Below are 17,666 nucleotides of genomic sequence, written 5' to 3'. Positions count from 1 at the left end.
GGCAAAGGTGCCGCAATCCAAAATCAGGGAACTGCCCGCGGTTTTACCGGCGGTGCACTTCCACTCTAGCACCTTGAACGTCTACAGCCAGCGTCATCACACGCCAACCGACGTCGGGTGTGTTGGACGCCGTGTACGCCTCGATGAATTCAGTAACAACCGCGGCTTCTTGTTCGCCATGGGCCAGCACCATCACGGTGGGTCCGGCGCCCGAGACGACAGCTGCATGTCCGGCGGAACGGAGCGCCGCAATGAGGTCCGCACTGGGACGCATGGCCTGGGCCCGGTAACTCTGGTGAAGGTAGTCTTCGGTGCCCGGCAGCAACAACTCAGGCTGCGCTGTCAGAGCGTGGATGAGCAGGGCTGCGCGTCCGGAGTTCATGGCTGCCGCGTGATGGCCAACGGATGCAGGAAGCAGTCCGCGGGCAGTTTCCGTGGACAGCTCGTAGTCGGGCACAGCCACCACGGGGATAACCTCGGGCGCCACATCGGCGCGGGTGCTGCTGTACTGCTCGCTGTCCTGCCATGACAGCGCCAGTCCGCCGAAAATCGCCGGTGCGACGTTGTCCGGGTGACCTTCGATCTCACTGGTCAACTGGAGGACCCAGTCGAGGCCCTGCCGGGATTCCTCCGGAACCAAGGCGTTGGCAGCAGTAACTGCCGCCACAACAGCCGACGCGGACGAACCGAGCCCCCGGCCATGGGGATTGACGTTTTCAGCCGTAATTTTCAGGCCCGAGCGCTGAAAGCCAAGGCGATCCAGCGCCAGGTCGATCGCCCGCACCACCAAATGGCTGGCATCGCGGGGGAGGGTATCTGCCCCCTCACCGGAGAGCTCGAACTCGAGCTCTCCGGTGCCAAGGGTTTCAACCGTCAAAGTGTCATAGATGGACAGGGCCAAGCCAAGGCTGTCGTAACCGGGGCCCAGGTTGGCACTCGTACCGGGGACCTTGACGGTCAGCCGCTGGCCTGCCGCGACGAGTGCACGATCGGTCGCGGTGGGCTGCGTTGATTCCACTCTTAGTTTTCTTCCAGTCCCAGTTCCGCGGCAACGGTGACGACGTCGTTCGGCACCTTGACGGGCTGGACATCACTGCCATCTTCGGTGCGAAGTGCCCACTGCGGATCCTTGAGGCCATGTCCGGTGACCGTGATGACGATGGTCTTTCCCGAAGGAACCTCGCCGGCCGCGTGCTTCTTGATGAGGCCGGCAACACCAGCGGCTGAGCCGGGCTCGACGAAGACACCCTCCTTGGCGGACAACCAACGGTGGGCCGCCAGGATCTCGTCATCGGTGACTGCCTCGATCAGTCCGCCTGATTCGTCACGGGCCGCGACAGCGGTATCCCACGATGCCGGGTTGCCGATGCGGATGGCAGTGGCGATGGTGTCAGGCTCGGTGATGGGGTGCCCTGCCACGAAGGGCGCGGCACCTGCTGCCTGGAAGCCCCACATGATCGGGGTCTTGGTGGAGACGGCGGGAAGCGTTCCGTTGGCACTCTCAAACGGTGCGGAGTACTCCTTGTAGCCCTTCCAGTAGGCGCTGATGTTGCCGGCGTTGCCGACGGGCAGCACGTGGATGTCGGGAGCGTCACCCAGCGAGTCAACAACTTCGAAAGCACCGGTCTTCTGGCCTTGGATACGTGCCGGATTGACGGAGTTCACCAGGAACACCGGGTAAGCCTCGCCGAGCTTGCGGGCGATGTCCAGGCAGTTGTCGAAGTTGCCATCCACCTGAAGCAAGGTGGCGCCATGCGCGATGGCCTGGCTCAGCTTGCCCATGGAAATTTTACCTTCGGGGACAAGCACTGCGCACTTGAGTCCCGCCGCGGTTGCGTAGGCAGCCGCAGAAGCGGAGGTGTTGCCGGTGGAGGCACAGACAACGGCCTTCGCGCCGGCTTCCACGGCCGCAGTCATGGCCATGGTCATGCCACGGTCCTTGAAGGAACCCGTGGGGTTCATGCCCTCCACCTTGAGGTATACCTCGGAGCCCGTGAGCTCGGAGAGCTTCTGCGCGTGGACGAGCGGCGTACCGCCCTCGCCGAGGGTGATGACCTTGGTGGCTTCCGTTACGGGCAAACGATCAGCGTATTCGCGGATTACTCCGCGCCATTGGTGAGCCACTTAGACCCCTTCTACCCGCAGTACGGATGTCACAGAATTGATGACGTCAAGGCCCTTCACGGCCTCGACGGTTGCTGCGAGTGCAGCTTCGGATGCACGGTGCGTCACGATTTTCAGCTCCGCCGACTCGACCTTGGAGGCAGCGTCGCGGTGGATTGTCTGGCGCATTGTCTCGATGGACACGGCGTGCTCGGCAAAGATGTGCGCGATGCGGGCCAGGACGCCGGCCTGGTCGGCGACGTCCAGGCCAATGTAGTAGCTCGTGTTGGATGCATCGACGGGCAGCGCAGGGACATGGCCTGTGGTGGTTTCCGTACGACCCGGGCCGCCCAGCACGAGTCGGCGGGCCGCGGAGACCAGATCGCCCAAAACGGCAGAGGCTGTGGGGGTACCCCCCGCACCCTGGCCGTAGAACATCAGTTCCCCAGCGTTTTCGGCCTCAATGAACACCGCGTTGAAGGCACCGCGAACTGCAGCCAGCGGGTGCTCGCGGGGCAGGAGGGTGGGGTGGACCCGCACCGAAATGCCGCTGCCGTTATCCGAAGATTCGATCTTTTCGGCAATGGCGAGCAACTTGATGACAAAGCCCGCTTCCTTGGCCGAAGCGATGTCCGCAGCGCTGACCTTCGTGATGCCTTCGCAGTAGACGTCGTCCAGGGAGAAGCGCGTGTGGAAGGAAAGGGACGCGAGGATGGCAGCCTTGGCCGCGGCGTCGTGTCCTTCGATGTCGGCAGTAGGATCCGCTTCTGCGTACCCGAGCCGCTGGGCTTCGGCGAGGGCGTCAGCGAACTGTGCGCCTGTGGTGTCCATCTGGTCGAGGATGAAGTTGGTGGTGCCATTGACGATGCCCAGGACACGGGTGATGCGGTCGCCTGACAGGCTGTCGCGGATGGGACGCAGGATGGGAATCGCTCCCGCAACGGCCGCTTCATACGAGAGCTGGACGCCTGCCTTGTCAGCCTCTTCATAAAGAGTGGGGCCGTCCTGGGCGAGCAATGCCTTGTTGCCGGTAACCACGCAGGCACCGTTCTGGATGGCCGTCAGGATCAAGGAGCGGGCGGGCTCGATGCCGCCCATGAGCTCGATGACGAGGTCCGCATCCTTGACCAGGGTGTCGGCATCGGTAGTGAACAGTTCGCGGGGCAGCTCGACGTCGCGGGGTGCATCGATGGTGCGCACGGCAATGCCCGAAAGTTCCAGACGGGCTCCGGTGCGGGCAGCCAAAGCTTCGGCGTCGTCAATCAGAATCCGCGCAACCTGGGCCCCAACGTTGCCACAGCCCAGCAGGGCCACCTTCAAGGTTTGCACTTCAGACATTCGCCACTCCCATGTCGCGGTTCAAGAGATCTTCTTCGGTTTCCCCGCGGACAATCAGCCGGGCGGCTCCGTCGCGTACAGCGACAACGCCAGGCCGGGCCAGGTAGTTGTAGTTGCTGGAGAGGGCCCAGCAGTAGGCGCCGGTACCCGGTACTGCGAGCAAATCACCGGCTGCCACATCCGCGGGCAGATATACATCTCTAACAACTATGTCGCCGCTCTCGCAATGTTTGCCCACTACGCGGGACAGCTGCGGAACGGCCGTGGAGTCGCGTGAAGCCAAAATTGCCGAATAATCCGCGTCGTACAGCACCGGACGGGCGTTGTCGCTCATCCCGCCGTCCACCGACACATAGCGCCGCGGATACGTAACGTTCTTGTCCTCCGTTTCGCCCTCCGGGACGTCGACGCGGACCGTTTTGAGCGTGCCAACCTCGTAGAGGGTGAAGGTGCTGCTCCCCACGATCGCGCGGCCTGGTTCGATGGAGATCCGGGGTGCGGTGATGCCCAGTGCGGCACACGTGGAACGAACGACGTCGGCCATGGCTTGCGCGATCTCGGCAGGCGGCCGGGGAGTGTCCACCGGCGTGTAGGCGATGCCGTAACCGCCGCCGAGGTCCAGCTCGGGAAGGTTGATGGAGTATTTCGCCTGCATGGCAGCAAGGAATCCCAGGAGTTTCTCCGCTGCCAAGGCAAAGCCGTCAGGCTCGAAAATCTGTGAGCCGATATGGCAGTGCAAGCCCAGCAGTTCGATGCTGTCGTAGGCGGTGGCAGCAGCCACGGCCTCTTCTGCTGCCGAGAGCCCGGCTTCGTCGGTGGAATCGCCTGCCATCGAGAGGCCGAACTTCTGGTCCTCGTGGGCCGTGGCGATGAATTCGTGGGTGTGGGCGTGAACGCCAGGGGTCAGCCGCAACATGACTTTGGCTGTTTCGCCCCGGCTGGAGGCGATCTTTGCCACCCGTTCCAGTTCGTCGAGGCTGTCCACCACGATCCGGCCAAGGGACATATCCAAGGCACGGTTGATTTCCGCGTCGGATTTGTTGTTGCCGTGCAGGCCAAGGTTGGCACCCGGGATCCCCGCACGTGCAGCGACCGCAAGTTCACCGCCGGAGCAGGTGTCCAGGCGGAGGCCCTCGTCGGCCACCCAGCTGGCCACTGCGGTGCACAGGAAGGACTTACCTGCGTAGTAGACGTCCACTCCCCCGCAGATGTCCGCGAAAGCTTCGTCGAACGCGTCCTTGAACGCCCGGGCGCGGGACCGGAAGTCCGACTCGCTCATGACAAAGAGCGGCGTTCCGTATTGTTCCTTCAGCTCACTGACAGTAATGCCGTCAATGGCGACCTCACCGGCGTCGTTCTTCCCAACGCCGGCGGCCCACATGGGCGACTGCAGGGCGTTGAGGTTCTCGGGAACTGCCAGCCAATCAGGAGCGAGCGGAGAAGCATGTGCTGCGTTGGTGTTCATGGCCTACATCCGTTCCGGCGCTGACACGCCCAGCAGTTCGAGTCCGTTGGCGAGCACCTGGCTGGTGGCGTCGTTCAGCCACAGGCGGGTGCGGTTAACGTCCTGGACGGGTTCCTCACCCTGGGGCGAGACCCGGCAGGCGTCGTACCAACGGTGGTAAGCACCGGCGATGACCTCAAGGTGGCGGGCCACCCGGTGGGGTTCCCGCAGCTCGGCAGCTTTGGCAACGATGGACGGGTAGCTGCCCAAATAGGAGAGCAACTCGTTTTCCGTGGGGTGATCCAGCAGCGACGCATCGAAGACTGAACGGTCCACGCCGGCCTCTTCGGCGTTCCGTGCAGTGCCGCGGGAACGGGCATGCGCGTACTGCACGTAGAACACAGGGTTCTCGTTGCTGTGCTTTTTCAACAGTTCCGGGTCCAGGGTCAGCGGGGAATCTGCGGGGAAGCGGGCCAACGAGTAACGGACAGCGTCCTTGCCGAGCCAGGAAATCAGGTCCTTGAGCTCGATGATGTTGCCCGCGCGCTTGGACAGCTTGGCACCGTTGACCGACACCAGCTGACCGATCAGGACCTCAATGTTGACCTCGGGATCGTCACCGGCACACGCGGCAATGGCCTTCAGGCGGTTGATGTAGCCGTGGTGGTCCGCGCCGAGGAGGTAGATCTTCTCAGTGAATCCGCGGTCCTTCTTGGACAAGTAATAGGCGGCATCCGCTGCAAAGTAGGTCGGTTCGCCGTTTGCACGGATCATGACGCGGTCTTTATCGTCGCCGAAGTCGGTAGTGCGCAACCAGACAGCACCGCCGTCGTCGAACACGTGGCCCTGCTCGCGGAGGCGGGCGACGGCAGATTCGATCGCACCGGCGTCGTGCAGTTCCTTCTCGGAGAAGAAGACATCAAACTCCACGCCAAATCCGGCCAGCGTGGCCTTGATGTCAGCCATCTGGGCCTCGTAGGCTGCCGCACGGATGACCGGCAGCGCTGCCTCGTCCGTCAGTTCGCGGACATCCGGGTGGGCCCTCAGGACTTCGTCGCCGAGTTCCCGGATGTACTCGCCCGGGTACCCGCCTTCGGGGACTCCCCGTCCATGCAGCCGCGACAGCACGGAGTTGGCGAAGACGTTCATCTGCGAACCGGCGTCGTTGATGTAGTACTCAGCAGTGACGTCTGCGCCCGAAGCACGCAGGACGCGGGCAATCGAATCACCCAGGGCAGCCCAGCGCGTGTGCCCGATGTGCAGCGGACCGGTGGGGTTGGCGGAAACGAATTCCATGTTGACCACGCGGCCAGCGAGGGCCTGGTTTGTACCGTAGCTGGAACCGGCTTCGACAATGGCCTTGGCCAGGGCGCCGGCTGCAGCAGCATCGACTGTGATGTTCAGGAAGCCGGGACCGGCGATATCCACGCCCGTGACACCGGGAATGGCCTGCAACCGGTTACTGAGGATACCGGCGAATTCGCGGGGATTCATGCCTGCTTGCTTGGACAACTGCAAGGCAATATTGGTGGCCCAGTCTCCGTGGTCCCGGTTCTTGGGTCGCTCCACGCGCACGGCGTCTGGCACGGACGTTTCCGTCAACGCGATTTCGCCGGCAGAGACGGCGTCCATGAGGCAGGCGGATATGGCAGCAGAGAGTTCTTCGGGAGTCACGGATCTAGCCTACCGGGGGCCCGCAAAGTCGCGGAATTGAGGCTGCCGTATGTGGATACTTTTGACACAGCCCCTGCACAGGCCCGGCTGGCGGCCGGCACAGCCTGAACCATTAGGCTCATTTCAACGTTATGAACACGTAAGGGGACGGCATGAGCGGCCACCCCGGACAGGCAAGGACTTTGCAGTCATTGCCCCTAATGCAAACCGGTCCCGTCGAACGCCCAGTTGAAACGAGCAGAACCATGACTACGCCACTCCGCAAGAGCCTCTACGTTGGATTTGCCGGCCTCTCCATCATCGGGACGGCTGCGGCCTGCGCCCCCAAGGCCGAATCGCCGGCCGTGGAGACTCCCGCTGCCCAGAACGGTGGCCAGGTCTCCACCACCGCTCCCTCGTCCCAGGGATCCGCAGCCAACGGGGCATCCGGTTACAAGGACGGCACCTACAGCGCTGACGGCACCTACACCTCGCCCAACGGCCAGGAAACGGTAGGCGTAGAGCTGACGTTGGCTGCGGATAAGGTCACTGCGGTCAACATCACAACCCATCCCTCCAATCCGAACACCAAGAAGTTCCAAGGCGAATTTGCCAGTGGCATCGCAGCCCAGATTGTCGGCAAGGACATCGATGAGCTGAACGTCTCGAAAGTGGCTGGCTCCTCGCTGACGTCCGGCGGTTTCAACGATGCCGTGCAACAGATCAAGTCCCAGGCCAAGTAGCAGCCATGCCGCACCCTGGCTGGAGCCTGTTCGACTTCGAGGGGATCGGTACACGGTGGGAAATTTCGACGCCGGACACCCTGGGTGCTGGGCTCCGGGGCCAACTGCTTGACACCGTGTCCGCGTACGACAAGGCGTGGTCGCGGTTCCGGATGGACTCGTTGGTGGCCACCCTGTCGCGCGGCCCCGGGCACATCACCCTTCCGGACCACGCACCTGACCTGCAAAAGATCTATGCGGCCCTGTACCGACTCAGCGGTGGAAGGATGACGCCACTGATCGGGAGCAGCCTCGAGCGGCTCGGCTACGACGCAAACTACGCCTTGGCCAGCCAGGGCAGCCCGGAGGCGCCACCCCCGTGGGAAGGCACCCTTGAGTGGACAGGCACGGAGCTGATGGTTACCAAAGCGGTGGTCCTGGATATCGGCGCCGCCGGGAAAGGCCAGTTGGTTGACCTTCTGGGCGACGTCCTGCGGGCTGCCGAACACACCGATTTCCTGGTGGACGGCAGCGGCGACATGCTGCATTCCGGTACGCATCCGATCGTTGTCGCCTTGGAACACCCCTACAACCCGAAGCAGGCCATTGGCACCGTGGAACTGGCCAACTCCGCGCTGTGTGCCTCGGCATCCAACCGGCGAGCCTGGGGCGATGGGCTGCACCATGTACTCGATGGCGCCACCGGCCAGCCCATCGAAACCACTGTTGCCACCTGGACCATGGCTGCGAGCGCCTTGGAGGCCGATGCGCTGGCCACGGCATTGTTCATGATGGATCCGGGGCCGTTGGAGGATGAGTTCGAGTTCTCGTGGCTCAAGGTGTCATCGGCTGGTGCTGCCACGTATTCGGCGGCATTTGAGGGGAGACTGTTTTCATGATTGCCGTTAAGTCCCGTCTGGATACCTGGCTGGGCCGCTTCACGATGTACCGCCTGATTCTCTGGGTCCTTGCCATCCTGGTGGCCTACAGCATGGTTCTCGACGTGCTGGGTTGGCTGACGTTCGGTATCCCGGAGATGCTGGTGCACCTGGCGCTCTGCGTTGGCTTGACGTACTTGTCGAGCCGCTTGCTGGCCCTGGTGTTCCGGGTCAGGCCGCACTCGGAGTCTTCGCTCATTACGGGGCTGCTGCTCTACTTCCTGTTCTGGCCGGCGTTCGGGGCGGCTGACATGGCCGGCGTGGCACTGGCCTGCGTGTTGGCGAGCGTTTCCAAGTACGCGCTGGCGTTCCGTGGCCGGCACATCTTCAACCCGGCCGCGGCCGGGGCTTTCCTGACTGGCCTGACGGGCCTGAACATTGCGACCTGGTGGGCTGCGACACCGGCGATGCTGTGGCTGCTGGTGCCCGGGGTGCTGGTTGTCCTTTACCGCACCCGGAAGATGCTCATGGCAGCGGTGTTCATGGTAACCGCCACCGGCATCATCACCACCGAACTCCTGAACCGGGGCATGACGTTCGGACAGGCCCTGTGGCAGCCCCTGGCCCAGCGTCCTTTGCTCTTTTTTGTCGGCTTCATGCTTTCCGAGCCGCTCACCCTGCCTCCCCGGCGCTGGCAGCAGTTGGCGCTTGCCGCCGTCGTCGGTGTTGTCTTCGCTGTCCCCTATAACCTCGGATTCGTCGCGAATTCCCCGGAACTGGCGCTGCTGCTTGGCAACCTGATTGCGTTCTTCCTTGGCCAGCGGGGTGGTGTGGAGCTGGTCTTCAAGGGCTCCCGGCCTTTGACACCTGGAAGTACGGAGTTCAGGTTCGAACCACAGCGTCCTGTCCGGTTCGCGGCCGGCCAGTTCATGGAGTTGAACCTGCCGCATTCCGGCTCCGATGGGAAGGGCCGCCGTCGTGTCTTCAGCATGACCAATCCGCCCGGTGCGGCGGAGGTGACGTTCGGAGTCGGCACGGCAGAGCCGCTGTCCACTGCCAAGAGGGCATTGTTGGCGCTCCACCCCGGGGATACCGTCTCGGCCACCGCGGTGGGCGGTGATTTCCTGCTCCCGCACGACGCCGGCAAACCCGTCCTGCTGATAGCGGCTGGAATCGGCATCACGCCTTTCCTGTCGCAGCTTGCGTCCGACTCCCGCGGGAGTCGGGACACGGTGGTGCTGTACCTCGCCAAAAGCCGCACCGAGCTGGCCGGAACAGGCGAGTTGGAAGCCTCACGGGCGAAAGTCATTGCCCGGCTCGCGGACGGCTCCACTCCCCCGGACTTCATGCACGACGCCGGAAAGTCGCGGATCGATGCAGGGCGCCTGAAGGAGTTGGTGCCGGATATTGCCGAACGTGAGGTGTTTGTCTCCGGTTCGCCCTCCAGCGTGGACTCCTTGCGGGCGGCAGCCCGAGGCGCAGGTGCACGACGGGTTCATGTGGACTCTTTCGCGGGGTACTGAACAACCTGCTGAACAACCTGCTGAAGGAAGTGTGTTGCAGTTTTCATTTGCGGCTCAGTGGCTGCTAAGCTCTAGGACGTCCCACCGGCAACGGAGGGATCCCTGGATGCCCTCGTAGCTCAGGGGATAGAGCGTCTGCCTCCGGAGCAGAAGGCCGTAGGTTCGAATCCTATCGAGGGCACAATGAAATACCCCGCCAGCCTTGCTGGCGGGGTATTTTTGTCTCCTGGTCAGCCGCTATCACTTCGGGGCTTGCCGGGCCTCCAACACTATTTTGTCCGCCCCTGCTCCTAGGCTGATCCCAAAGGGTCCTCGTCCGTAGCCAAAGGGGTTTGCCGTGATTTGCTCAATCGTCCCGCCGTACATGCTCCGCAGGATTGCTGCCCAGAATGAACCGCGCCTGCGGGCAGTTGCCAGGGCGGCCAAGGAATCCTTGCTGCACGTCAAAGGCCTGCAGGCCCTTCGGACGGCACCCCTTCCAGAAGCACCGCCCAGCGCGCGGCAGGCCAAGCCGGGCCCTCCGAAGCGGACCATCTACGATGCCGGGAGCCTGGAAACGCTGCCGGGCCGTCTCGTCCGGAAAGAAGGCGCCCCCGCCGTCGGGGATCCCGCAGCGGATGAGGCCTATGACGGCTTGGGGAACACCCACCGGCTGTACGGCGAGATCTTCGGCCGGGACTCCATCGATGGCGCCGGTCTCCCCCTCGACGCGTCCGTTCATTACGGCAAGCTGTATGACAACGCCTTCTGGGACGGAAGCCAAATGGTCTTCGGCGACGGAGACGGCCAGATCTTCCAGCGCTTCACCAAGTCCGTGAGCGTCATCGGCCACGAACTGGCCCACGGCGTGACCCAATACACCGCCAATCTCGCCTACCGCAACCAAGCGGGGGCCCTCAATGAGTCGATGTCGGACGTCTTCGGAGTCCTCGTGGAGCAGTACGCGAAACAGGAATCGGTTGAGCAGGCGAGCTGGCTGATCGGCGAAGGACTCTTCACCGATCAGGTCCAGGGCGCCGCCCTTCGCTCCATGAAAGCCCCCGGAACCGCGTACGACGACGACGTCCTGGGCAAAGACCCCCAGCCCGATTCCTTGGACACCTACGTCAGGACCAGTGCCGACAACGGCGGTGTGCACATCAACTCGGGTATCCCCAACAGGGCCTTCTACCTGGTCAGCGCCACCCTGGGCGGCAATGCCTGGGAGGCTCCGGGACAGATCTGGTACGGCACCCTGACCAGTGGGGCCTTGCCCGCGGCCTGCACCTTTGGGAAGTTCGCCAGGACCACGGTTGCTACGGCCGAAGAACTGTACGGTGCGGGCTCCGCGGAGCATGACGCCGTCCTGAAGGCGTGGGACACTGTGAAGGTCAAGGTTTAGTCAGTTGGCGGGACCCACGGCCGTGTTCGGACCCGCCGGGTGACTGGCATCCGAGGGTGGAACGAGAAACAGCCGGGTCATGAAGATCACCGTCCAACGCAGTGGAGGAATCGCAGCGATGACGCGCGTTTGGATCGTCGAAGCCATCTCTTCCGAGGAGAAGGAACGTTGGGTTCCCATCGTTGAGGCGTGCCCGTGGGACGAGGCACAGGGCATGGACCGCACGCTGAACGAACCGGATCGCTTCATGTACTCAATCCGGGCCGGCCAACGCCGCGCAACACTTCCCGAGCGGGCCATTACAGGTCCGTGGCAGGAACTGGTGGAGTGCGCCAAGGCGGAGGGCTCGGAGTTGCGGGGAAAATCGGGCAGTCGGCGCTGACGCCTAGATTGCCTCGGCCAGCTGTCCGCGGAACGCCCGGCGATAGCTCTGTGGGCTGGTAGAGAGGACCTTGGTGAAGTGGTGCCGAAGGAGCACTGAATGCCCAAAACCTGCCTCGCGGGCAATTTCGTCGATGTTCAGTTCCGTACTCTCCAAGAGTTCCTGGGCCCTTATTACCCGCTGCGAGTTCAGCCATGCGGCGGGTGTTGTTCCGGTTTCAGCACGGAATCGGCGCGCGAACGTCCGGGGGGACATGTGCAGCCGGGCCGCCAGCTCGTTGACGCTGTGCTCCTGGTCAAGGTGCTGCACCATCCAGCGCAGGAGTTCCTCCATGGGCGCTGATCCGCATTGCGGCATGGGGCGGTCGATGAACTGGGCCTGTCCGCCGTCACGGTGCGGCGGCACCACCATGTCGCGGGCTAGGGCCGCTGCGACGTTGGCTCCCAGTTCAACCCGGACCAAATGCAGGCACGCGTCGATTCCCGCAGCCGTGCCTGCACTGGTGATGATGGTTCCGTCCTGGACGTAAAGGACGTTCTCGTCCACGATGATCTCCGGGTAGCGCGCTGCAAGGTCATGCGAGTAGTGCCAGTGGGTGGTGCAGCGGCGCCCGTCCAACAATCCGGCGCGGGCCAGCGCGTAGGCCCCTGAGCAGATGGACATGACCCATGCTCCCCGCTCGTGTGCTGCGCGCAGGGCCTCCAGGACGGACTCGGGCAGCTCCTGGTCCCTGCCGAAGGGGGTCATGATCACAAGGTCCGCGTCCGCGGTTGCCTCAAGTCCGTTCTCCACGTGCAGGGAGAGCCCCGACTTCATCCGGATATCACCCGGTTCCGGGGCGCAGACCCGGAAGTCGAAGCCCGGAACTCCGCCGTCCCTGTCAGTCCTGTCGATGCCGAAGACTTCGAAAGCCGTGCCGAATTCGAAGATCGAGAAGTTGGGAACAACGATCACCGCCACTGATTTCAACATACATCCAGTGTGGCAGAAAATTATCTAAATGGGGCATTCCTGCCACTGTTTCTTGACCTGCCACAGGAGCAGGCTGGAGGCATGGAAATCTTCGGAATCATCCTCTTCATCGTCCTCATCACCGCCGTTGCAGCTACCGTTTCAGCCCTCTTGAAGGATGGCCGCGGCCACAACCCGCCCATCAACTCCAAGGAACCGTGGAGCGCTTTCGATGTTCCGAGCAGCCCCTACTGGAATCCGCGCATCTACTGAGGAATCGCCCGGCCATGGACTAGATTCGCTTGCATGATCCAAACCTCGGCCCGGCTCCTTCAACTCTTGTCCCTGTTGCAGGTTCGCCGGGAATGGACCGGACCAGACCTGGCTGACCGCATGGGCGTCACCGAACGGACGGTGCGCCGCGACATCGACAAGCTTCGCAACCTTGGCTACCCCATTCACGCCACCCCCGGGATCGCCGGCGGCTACCAACTTGGCGCTGGCGCGCAGCTTCCGCCCCTCCTCCTTGACGATAACGAAGCTTTGGCCGTCGCCCTGGGCCTGAATTCCGTCGCGGCGGGCCCGGTGGCGGGAATCGGGGAGGCCTCCGTGCGGGCGTTGGCAAAGCTGGAACAGGTCCTGCCTTCCCGGCTTCGCCCTAAGTTCGCCATATTGAAAGCTGCCGTGACCACCCTACCCACCAATGCAGCAAGAGTTGATCCGCAACAGTTAACGGTGGTTTCGGCGGCGATATCCGACAGGCGGCAGATCTCCTTCGAGTACGTCAGGTCCGACGGCGACTCCGCTCGCCGGCTGGTGGAACCCTACAGGCTGGTGGACACCGGCCGGCGCTGGTACTTGGTGGCGTGGGACCTGGAGCGGGAAGGCTGGCGGACGTTCCGGGCCGACCGCTTTGCTTCCCTGCCTTCGGAACGCAGGAAGTACACTCCACGGCCGTTGCCGGCAGAGGACCTTGCAGCGTACGTACAGCAATCAATTACGCGTTCGCCCTACAGGTTCGACGTCGTCGTGCGGCTCCGCGCGCCCCTCGCCGAGGTAGCCGCCGTCGTAAGTTCCCAGTACGCGACCCTAACGGCCGACGGCGACCAGGCCGCGATCCTGCGGTCCGGATGGGACAGCCTGGCCTCAGCGGGGGCCTATCTGGCCTCGCTGGACATGAATTTCGAGATCATCGAGCCGGAGGAATTCAGGACCTTCGCCTTGGACCTTTCCCATCGCCTCCGTGCAGCGGCCGGGACTGTGTCGGAGGTCGCGGACGCCGGAACCAAGCCACAGTAGACTGGCAGCAGCCATGACACTTCATATTTCCTACCCCGCAGAGCTGCCCGTATCCGAGCGCCGCGAGGATCTGATGGCGGCCATCGCGGCCAACCAGGTAACCATCATTGCCGGCGAAACCGGCTCTGGTAAGACCACCCAGATCCCCAAGATGTGCCTCGAGTTAGGCCTTGGAGACAAGGGCCTGATCGGCCACACCCAGCCGCGCCGCCTTGCGGCGCGCACTGTTGCCGAACGCATAGCCTCCGAACTTGGCGTCGAAATCGGCCAGGAAGTGGGTTTCCAGGTCCGTTTCACCGGCGAGGTGGGCGCGTCCACCAAAATCAAGCTGATGACCGACGGCATCCTGCTTGCGGAGATCCAGCGGGACAAACTCCTGCGGAAATACAGCACGATCATCATCGATGAGGCGCACGAACGAAGCCTCAACATCGACTTCATCCTGGGCTATCTCAAGCGGATCCTTCCCCAGCGCCCGGACCTCAAGGTCATCATCACCTCCGCCACCATCGACCCCCAGCGCTTCGCCAAGCACTTCGGTACCGATGAAGATCCGGCACCGATCATTGAAGTTTCCGGGCGGACCTACCCGGTGGAAATCCGGTACCGCCCACTGTCTCAGCCGGCGGGCGGGGACGAGGACGATTCGGACGACGAGCTCGAAGAGGACCGCGATCCCCTCGATGCCGTGTGCGACGCCGTTGACGAGCTCGCCAAGGAAGCCCCGGGCGACATCCTCATCTTCTTCTCCGGCGAGCGCGAAATCCGTGACGCTGCAGAGGCCATCAATGGCCGTATCCAAACGAACCGCCGCCTTGCCGGGGCGGAAGTGCTTCCCCTCTTCGCCCGCCTGAGCCTCCAGGAACAACACAAGGTCTTCAACCCGGGCGGCAAACGGCGCATCATCCTGGCTACCAACGTGGCCGAAACATCGTTGACCGTACCGGGAATCAAGTATGTTATCGACACCGGCACGGCCCGGATCTCCCGGTACTCGCACCGGACCAAGGTCCAGCGCCTTCCCATCGAACGCGTCTCCCAGGCCTCGGCCAACCAGCGCTCAGGACGTTGTGGGCGTGTGTCCGAAGGCATAGCCATCCGTCTTTATTCGGAAGAGGACTTCGAGTCGCGTCCGCAGTTCACGGACCCCGAGATCCTGCGTACCAACCTCGCGGCCGTCATCCTCCAGATGACAGCAATGGGGGTTGCGCGCGGTCCAAAGGACGTCGAGAACTTCCCCTTCGTGGAGCCTCCGGAGTCACGTGCCATCAACGACGGCGTCACTCTCCTCCGCGAACTCGGCGCCTTGCGTGCCTCCAAGCCTGCAGACGCTGGCGGCAACGGCCGAAACGGTGGTGGCCTGACCGCCGTCGGCCATCAACTTGCCCAATTGCCGGTTGATCCCAGGCTGGGCCGCATGATTGTGGAGGCCGGCAAGCGCGGCTGCGTCCGGGAAGTCATGATCCTCGCCGCGGCTTTGACCATCCAGGACCCCAGGGAGAGGCCCACGGACAAGCAGCAGCTCGCCGCGGAGAAACACGCACGTTTCCGCGATGAGATCTCGGACTTCACAGGCTTCCTCAATCTCTGGAATTACATCCAGGAAAAACAGCGTGAGCTCTCCTCCACCCAATTCCGCAGGCTGTGCCGCAATGAGTTCATCAACTACCTGCGCGTCCGCGAGTGGCAGGATCTCTTCACACAGCTCCGGCAAATGTCCAAGCCTTTGGGCATCACCCTGGACAACAAGCGCGAAGCGGACCCCGTGGGCAACTATGAGGGCATCCACATCAGCCTGCTGTCAGGGTTGCTCAGCCACATCGGCCTCCTGGATGAGCGCAAGCGCGAATACGCCGGCGCGCGGGGCACCCGGTTCGCGATCTTCCCCGGGTCAGCACTGTTCAAGAAGCCGCCGGCCTTTGTCATGGCCGCCGAGTTGGTGGAAACCAGCCGGCTCTGGGCCCGCGTTGCCGCGAAGTTCGACCCCCTGTGGGCCGAACAGGTGGCACCGGACCTGGTGAAGCGCTCCTATAGCGAACCGCACTGGTCCTCGCGCCAGGGCGCCGTACTGGCCCACGAAAAAGTCACCTTGTATGGTGTGCCGATCATTCCCAACCGCAGGGTCAATTACGGGCGCATCGACCCCGAACTGTCCCGGGAACTGTTCATTCGTCACGCTTTGGTGGAAGGTGAGTGGAAGACCCACCACAAATTCTTCCACCGTAACCGTGCCCTGTTGCAGGAAATCGAAGAACTCGAAACGCGCATGCGTCGGCGCGACATCCTGGTGGATGACCAGACGCTCTTTGAGTTCTACGACGCCCGCGTAGGCAAGGACGTGGTTTCCGAACGGCACTTTGATAAGTGGTGGAAAGACGCCCGCCAATCGGACCCCGCCCTTCTGGACTTCGACCAGTCCCTGCTGATGAGTGAAGAAGCCGAGTCCTTGGATGACTCCGCGTACCCAAAGACGTGGATGCACAAGGGCTTTGAACTCCCCCTGAGCTACGAGTTCCACCCCGTGGCGCCGGGATCGGCTCCCAACCCGTCCGACGGCGTGACCGCTGAGGTTCCGGTGTTGTTCCTTAACCAGTTGGACGACGCCCCGTTCCGTTGGCAAATACCCGGCCAACGCGCAGAGCTCGTCACGGCCCTCATCAAATCCCTGCCCAAGCAGGTACGCAAGAACTTCGTTCCGGCACCGGACGTCGCCAGGCAGGCAACCGCAGCCCTTGAAGCTGACTTCGATCCCGCAACCGACGAGCTCGAGCCTTCCCTGGAGCTCGTACTGCGCCGGCTGCGAGGGCATGTCATACCTCCGGGCTCGTGGAACTGGGATGCCGTCCCTGCACACCTGCGCGTGAGCTTCAAGGTAGTGGACAGCAAAGGCAAGGTACTGGACGAGGGCAAGGACCTCGCTGAGCTCCAGGAGAAGCTGGCACCGGCCACCCGTCGCGCCATTGCCGAGTCGCTCGGAGCTACCCCGGCCACGACGTCCCGCGCCAAGAACGGAGCGGGAGCCGGCACAGCTGGCACGACTACCGGCCAGCACACAGCCCCCGGCACTTCAGCGGCCGGTGATGGTGCGGTGGCAGAGAAGAGCGGCATCACGGAATGGGATTTTGGCACAGTGGAACGCCAGGTCACGCGGACCGTCAAGGGCCATGCCGTCACCGGTTTCCCCGCCCTGGTGGATGAGGGCAAGTCCGTGGCGCTCCGGGTCTTCCAGACCCGGGCGGAACAGGAGGCCGCCATGCGCGGTGGAGTCATCCGGCTCCTGGCATTGCGTATTCCACCCCCCGACCGTTACGTGCTGGAGCACCTGAGCAACATGGAGAAGCTCACGTTCAGCCAGAACCCGCACGGATCCGTCAGCGCCCTGATTGCGGACTGCGCCCTCGCTGCGATCGATAAGTTGACGCCGCAGGAACTTCCGTGGGACCGACAGTCGTTTGATGCACTGTATGAAGTAGTCCGGGCAGACCTGATCGACACCGTGTTCACGGTGACCGCCGTCGTCGAGCGTATTTTGTCGAGCACCCGCCGCATCCAGAAGGAACTGAAGTCCAACGCGAGCCTGCCCTTGATCAGTGCGCTCAATGACATGAAGAGCCAGCTGGAACAGTTGGTCTTCCCGGGTTTTGTGGCACGGACGGGCTACGCGCAACTGAGCCAGATGCCGCGGTACCTGCAGGCCATTGAGAAGCGCCTGGAGAAGTTGCCCGGCAACGTCCAACGCGACAGCCTCAACATGGCAGTCGTGCAAGGCCTCGAAGACGACTACGACGACGCCGTTTCCGCACTGCTGCCCGGACGCCGGGCAGGCACCGAGTTAACCCGGGTGCGCTGGATGATCGAAGAGCTGCGGGTCAGCCTGTTCGCCGTGGAGCTCGGAACCGCCTACTCCGTGTCGGAGAAGCGCATCCGTACCGTCCTCAACCAGGCGCTTGCCCCGGCATAACCGCCAACAAGAAACCCGGCGGCGCTGATTC

The 17,666-nt window shown here is 63.3% G+C and carries 14 protein-coding genes and 1 tRNA gene; 9 read left to right on the top strand and 6 right to left on the bottom strand.

The genetic code is table 11. The annotated features are described in order from the left end of the window. Positions 1 to 43: 43 nt before the first annotated feature. Genes thrB through argS form a run of 5 tightly spaced genes read right to left on the bottom strand, consistent with a single transcriptional unit; the run spans position 44 to position 6,559 of the window. On the bottom strand, positions 44 to 1,018 hold the full coding sequence (gene thrB / locus ABHM97_RS08740) for a homoserine kinase (RefSeq protein WP_235521616.1): 975 nt from the start codon (positions 1,016 to 1,018) through the stop codon (positions 44 to 46). A 2-nt stretch (positions 1,019 to 1,020) separates the two neighbouring features. Beyond that, positions 1,021 to 2,124: a threonine synthase gene (thrC, locus tag ABHM97_RS08735; RefSeq protein ID WP_235521617.1), complete on the bottom strand. Its 1,104-nt coding sequence runs from the start codon at positions 2,122 to 2,124 to the stop codon at positions 1,021 to 1,023. Beyond that, positions 2,125 to 3,441 (bottom strand): homoserine dehydrogenase, encoded by a 1,317-nt coding sequence (locus tag ABHM97_RS08730; RefSeq protein WP_235521618.1) that lies wholly within the window; start codon positions 3,439 to 3,441, stop codon positions 2,125 to 2,127. Then, positions 3,434 to 4,906, bottom strand: coding sequence for a diaminopimelate decarboxylase (gene lysA, locus ABHM97_RS08725; protein ID WP_349470340.1), 1,473 nt, complete (start codon positions 4,904 to 4,906; stop codon positions 3,434 to 3,436). Before lysA ends, ABHM97_RS08730 begins: the two co-directional genes overlap by 8 nt. A 3-nt stretch (positions 4,907 to 4,909) precedes the next feature. Continuing rightward, entirely contained in the window at positions 4,910 to 6,559 is a 1,650-nt protein-coding gene (gene argS, locus ABHM97_RS08720; RefSeq protein WP_349470339.1) for an arginine--tRNA ligase, read from the bottom strand. 245 nt (positions 6,560 to 6,804) lie between these two features. Between argS and ABHM97_RS08715 the strand changes: the two genes are divergently transcribed. The 6 genes from ABHM97_RS08715 (at position 6,805) to ABHM97_RS08690 (ending at position 11,424) form a co-directional block, all read left to right on the top strand. Beyond that, the gene (locus ABHM97_RS08715; RefSeq protein WP_235521621.1) at positions 6,805 to 7,281 is read left to right on the top strand and encodes an FMN-binding protein; all 477 of its coding nucleotides are present in this window, start codon (positions 6,805 to 6,807) and stop codon (positions 7,279 to 7,281) included. 5 nt (positions 7,282 to 7,286) lie between these two features. Beyond that, on the top strand, positions 7,287 to 8,159 hold the full coding sequence (locus ABHM97_RS08710; RefSeq protein ID WP_349470338.1) for an FAD:protein FMN transferase: 873 nt from the start codon (positions 7,287 to 7,289) through the stop codon (positions 8,157 to 8,159). After that, positions 8,156 to 9,661 carry an FAD-dependent oxidoreductase gene (locus ABHM97_RS08705; protein ID WP_349470336.1) on the top strand — a complete coding sequence of 502 codons (1,506 nt, stop codon included), beginning with the start codon at positions 8,156 to 8,158 and terminating at the stop codon, positions 9,659 to 9,661. Before ABHM97_RS08710 ends, ABHM97_RS08705 begins: the two co-directional genes overlap by 4 nt. Before the next feature lie 108 nt (positions 9,662 to 9,769). Further along, a tRNA-Arg gene (locus tag ABHM97_RS08700) sits at positions 9,770 to 9,842 on the top strand. 156 nt (positions 9,843 to 9,998) lie between these two features. Beyond that, positions 9,999 to 11,042, top strand: a complete 1,044-nt coding sequence (locus ABHM97_RS08695) for a M4 family metallopeptidase (protein ID WP_349470335.1) — start codon at positions 9,999 to 10,001, stop codon at positions 11,040 to 11,042. A gap of 79 nt (positions 11,043 to 11,121) precedes the next feature. After that, positions 11,122 to 11,424, top strand: a complete 303-nt coding sequence (locus tag ABHM97_RS08690) for a protealysin inhibitor emfourin (protein WP_235521624.1) — start codon at positions 11,122 to 11,124, stop codon at positions 11,422 to 11,424. Between the two features lie 3 nt (positions 11,425 to 11,427). On the opposite strand, the gene ABHM97_RS08685 is transcribed toward ABHM97_RS08690, so the two are convergent. Continuing rightward, a complete protein-coding gene (locus tag ABHM97_RS08685; protein WP_349470334.1) occupies positions 11,428 to 12,396 on the bottom strand; it encodes a GlxA family transcriptional regulator in 969 nt (322 codons plus the stop codon). A gap of 81 nt (positions 12,397 to 12,477) precedes the next feature. Here ABHM97_RS08685 and ABHM97_RS08680 point away from each other — a divergent pair, with 81 nt between their 5' ends. From ABHM97_RS08680 to hrpA, 3 genes are read left to right on the top strand one after another with little or no spacing between them, the layout of a single operon-like run. Then, a complete protein-coding gene (locus ABHM97_RS08680; protein WP_349470333.1) occupies positions 12,478 to 12,648 on the top strand; it encodes a hypothetical protein in 171 nt (56 codons plus the stop codon). Positions 12,649 to 12,681: 33 nt separating this feature from the next. Continuing rightward, on the top strand, positions 12,682 to 13,674 hold the full coding sequence (locus tag ABHM97_RS08675; protein ID WP_349470332.1) for a helix-turn-helix transcriptional regulator: 993 nt from the start codon (positions 12,682 to 12,684) through the stop codon (positions 13,672 to 13,674). Between the two features lie 13 nt (positions 13,675 to 13,687). Next, positions 13,688 to 17,635, top strand: a complete 3,948-nt coding sequence (gene hrpA, locus ABHM97_RS08670; RefSeq protein ID WP_349470331.1) for an ATP-dependent RNA helicase HrpA — start codon at positions 13,688 to 13,690, stop codon at positions 17,633 to 17,635. Positions 17,636 to 17,666 lie beyond the last annotated feature (31 nt).

The organism is Paenarthrobacter sp. CAP02, from assembly GCF_040137855.1.
Lineage (GTDB): Bacteria > Actinomycetota > Actinomycetes > Actinomycetales > Micrococcaceae > Arthrobacter.
The sequence above is the reverse complement of the archived record's forward strand: the minus strand, read 5'-3'. Positions and strand labels throughout refer to the sequence as shown.

What these genes read in the sequence shown, in the direction of transcription:
- ABHM97_RS08730 (WP_235521618.1), bottom strand. Translation starts at nt 3,441, where the DNA reads ATGTCTGAAGTGCAAACCTTGAAGGTGGCCCTGCTGGGCTGTGGCAAC.
- lysA (WP_349470340.1), bottom strand. Translation starts at nt 4,906, where the DNA reads ATGAACACCAACGCAGCACATGCTTCTCCGCTCGCTCCTGATTGGCTG.
- ABHM97_RS08715 (WP_235521621.1), top strand. Translation starts at nt 6,805, where the DNA reads ATGACTACGCCACTCCGCAAGAGCCTCTACGTTGGATTTGCCGGCCTC.
- ABHM97_RS08710 (WP_349470338.1), top strand. Translation starts at nt 7,287, where the DNA reads ATGCCGCACCCTGGCTGGAGCCTGTTCGACTTCGAGGGGATCGGTACA.
- ABHM97_RS08705 (WP_349470336.1), top strand. Translation starts at nt 8,156, where the DNA reads ATGATTGCCGTTAAGTCCCGTCTGGATACCTGGCTGGGCCGCTTCACG.
- ABHM97_RS08690 (WP_235521624.1), top strand. Translation starts at nt 11,122, where the DNA reads ATGAAGATCACCGTCCAACGCAGTGGAGGAATCGCAGCGATGACGCGC.
- ABHM97_RS08685 (WP_349470334.1), bottom strand. Translation starts at nt 12,396, where the DNA reads ATGTTGAAATCAGTGGCGGTGATCGTTGTTCCCAACTTCTCGATCTTC.
- ABHM97_RS08680 (WP_349470333.1), top strand. Translation starts at nt 12,478, where the DNA reads ATGGAAATCTTCGGAATCATCCTCTTCATCGTCCTCATCACCGCCGTT.
- ABHM97_RS08675 (WP_349470332.1), top strand. Translation starts at nt 12,682, where the DNA reads ATGATCCAAACCTCGGCCCGGCTCCTTCAACTCTTGTCCCTGTTGCAG.
- hrpA (WP_349470331.1), top strand. Translation starts at nt 13,688, where the DNA reads ATGACACTTCATATTTCCTACCCCGCAGAGCTGCCCGTATCCGAGCGC.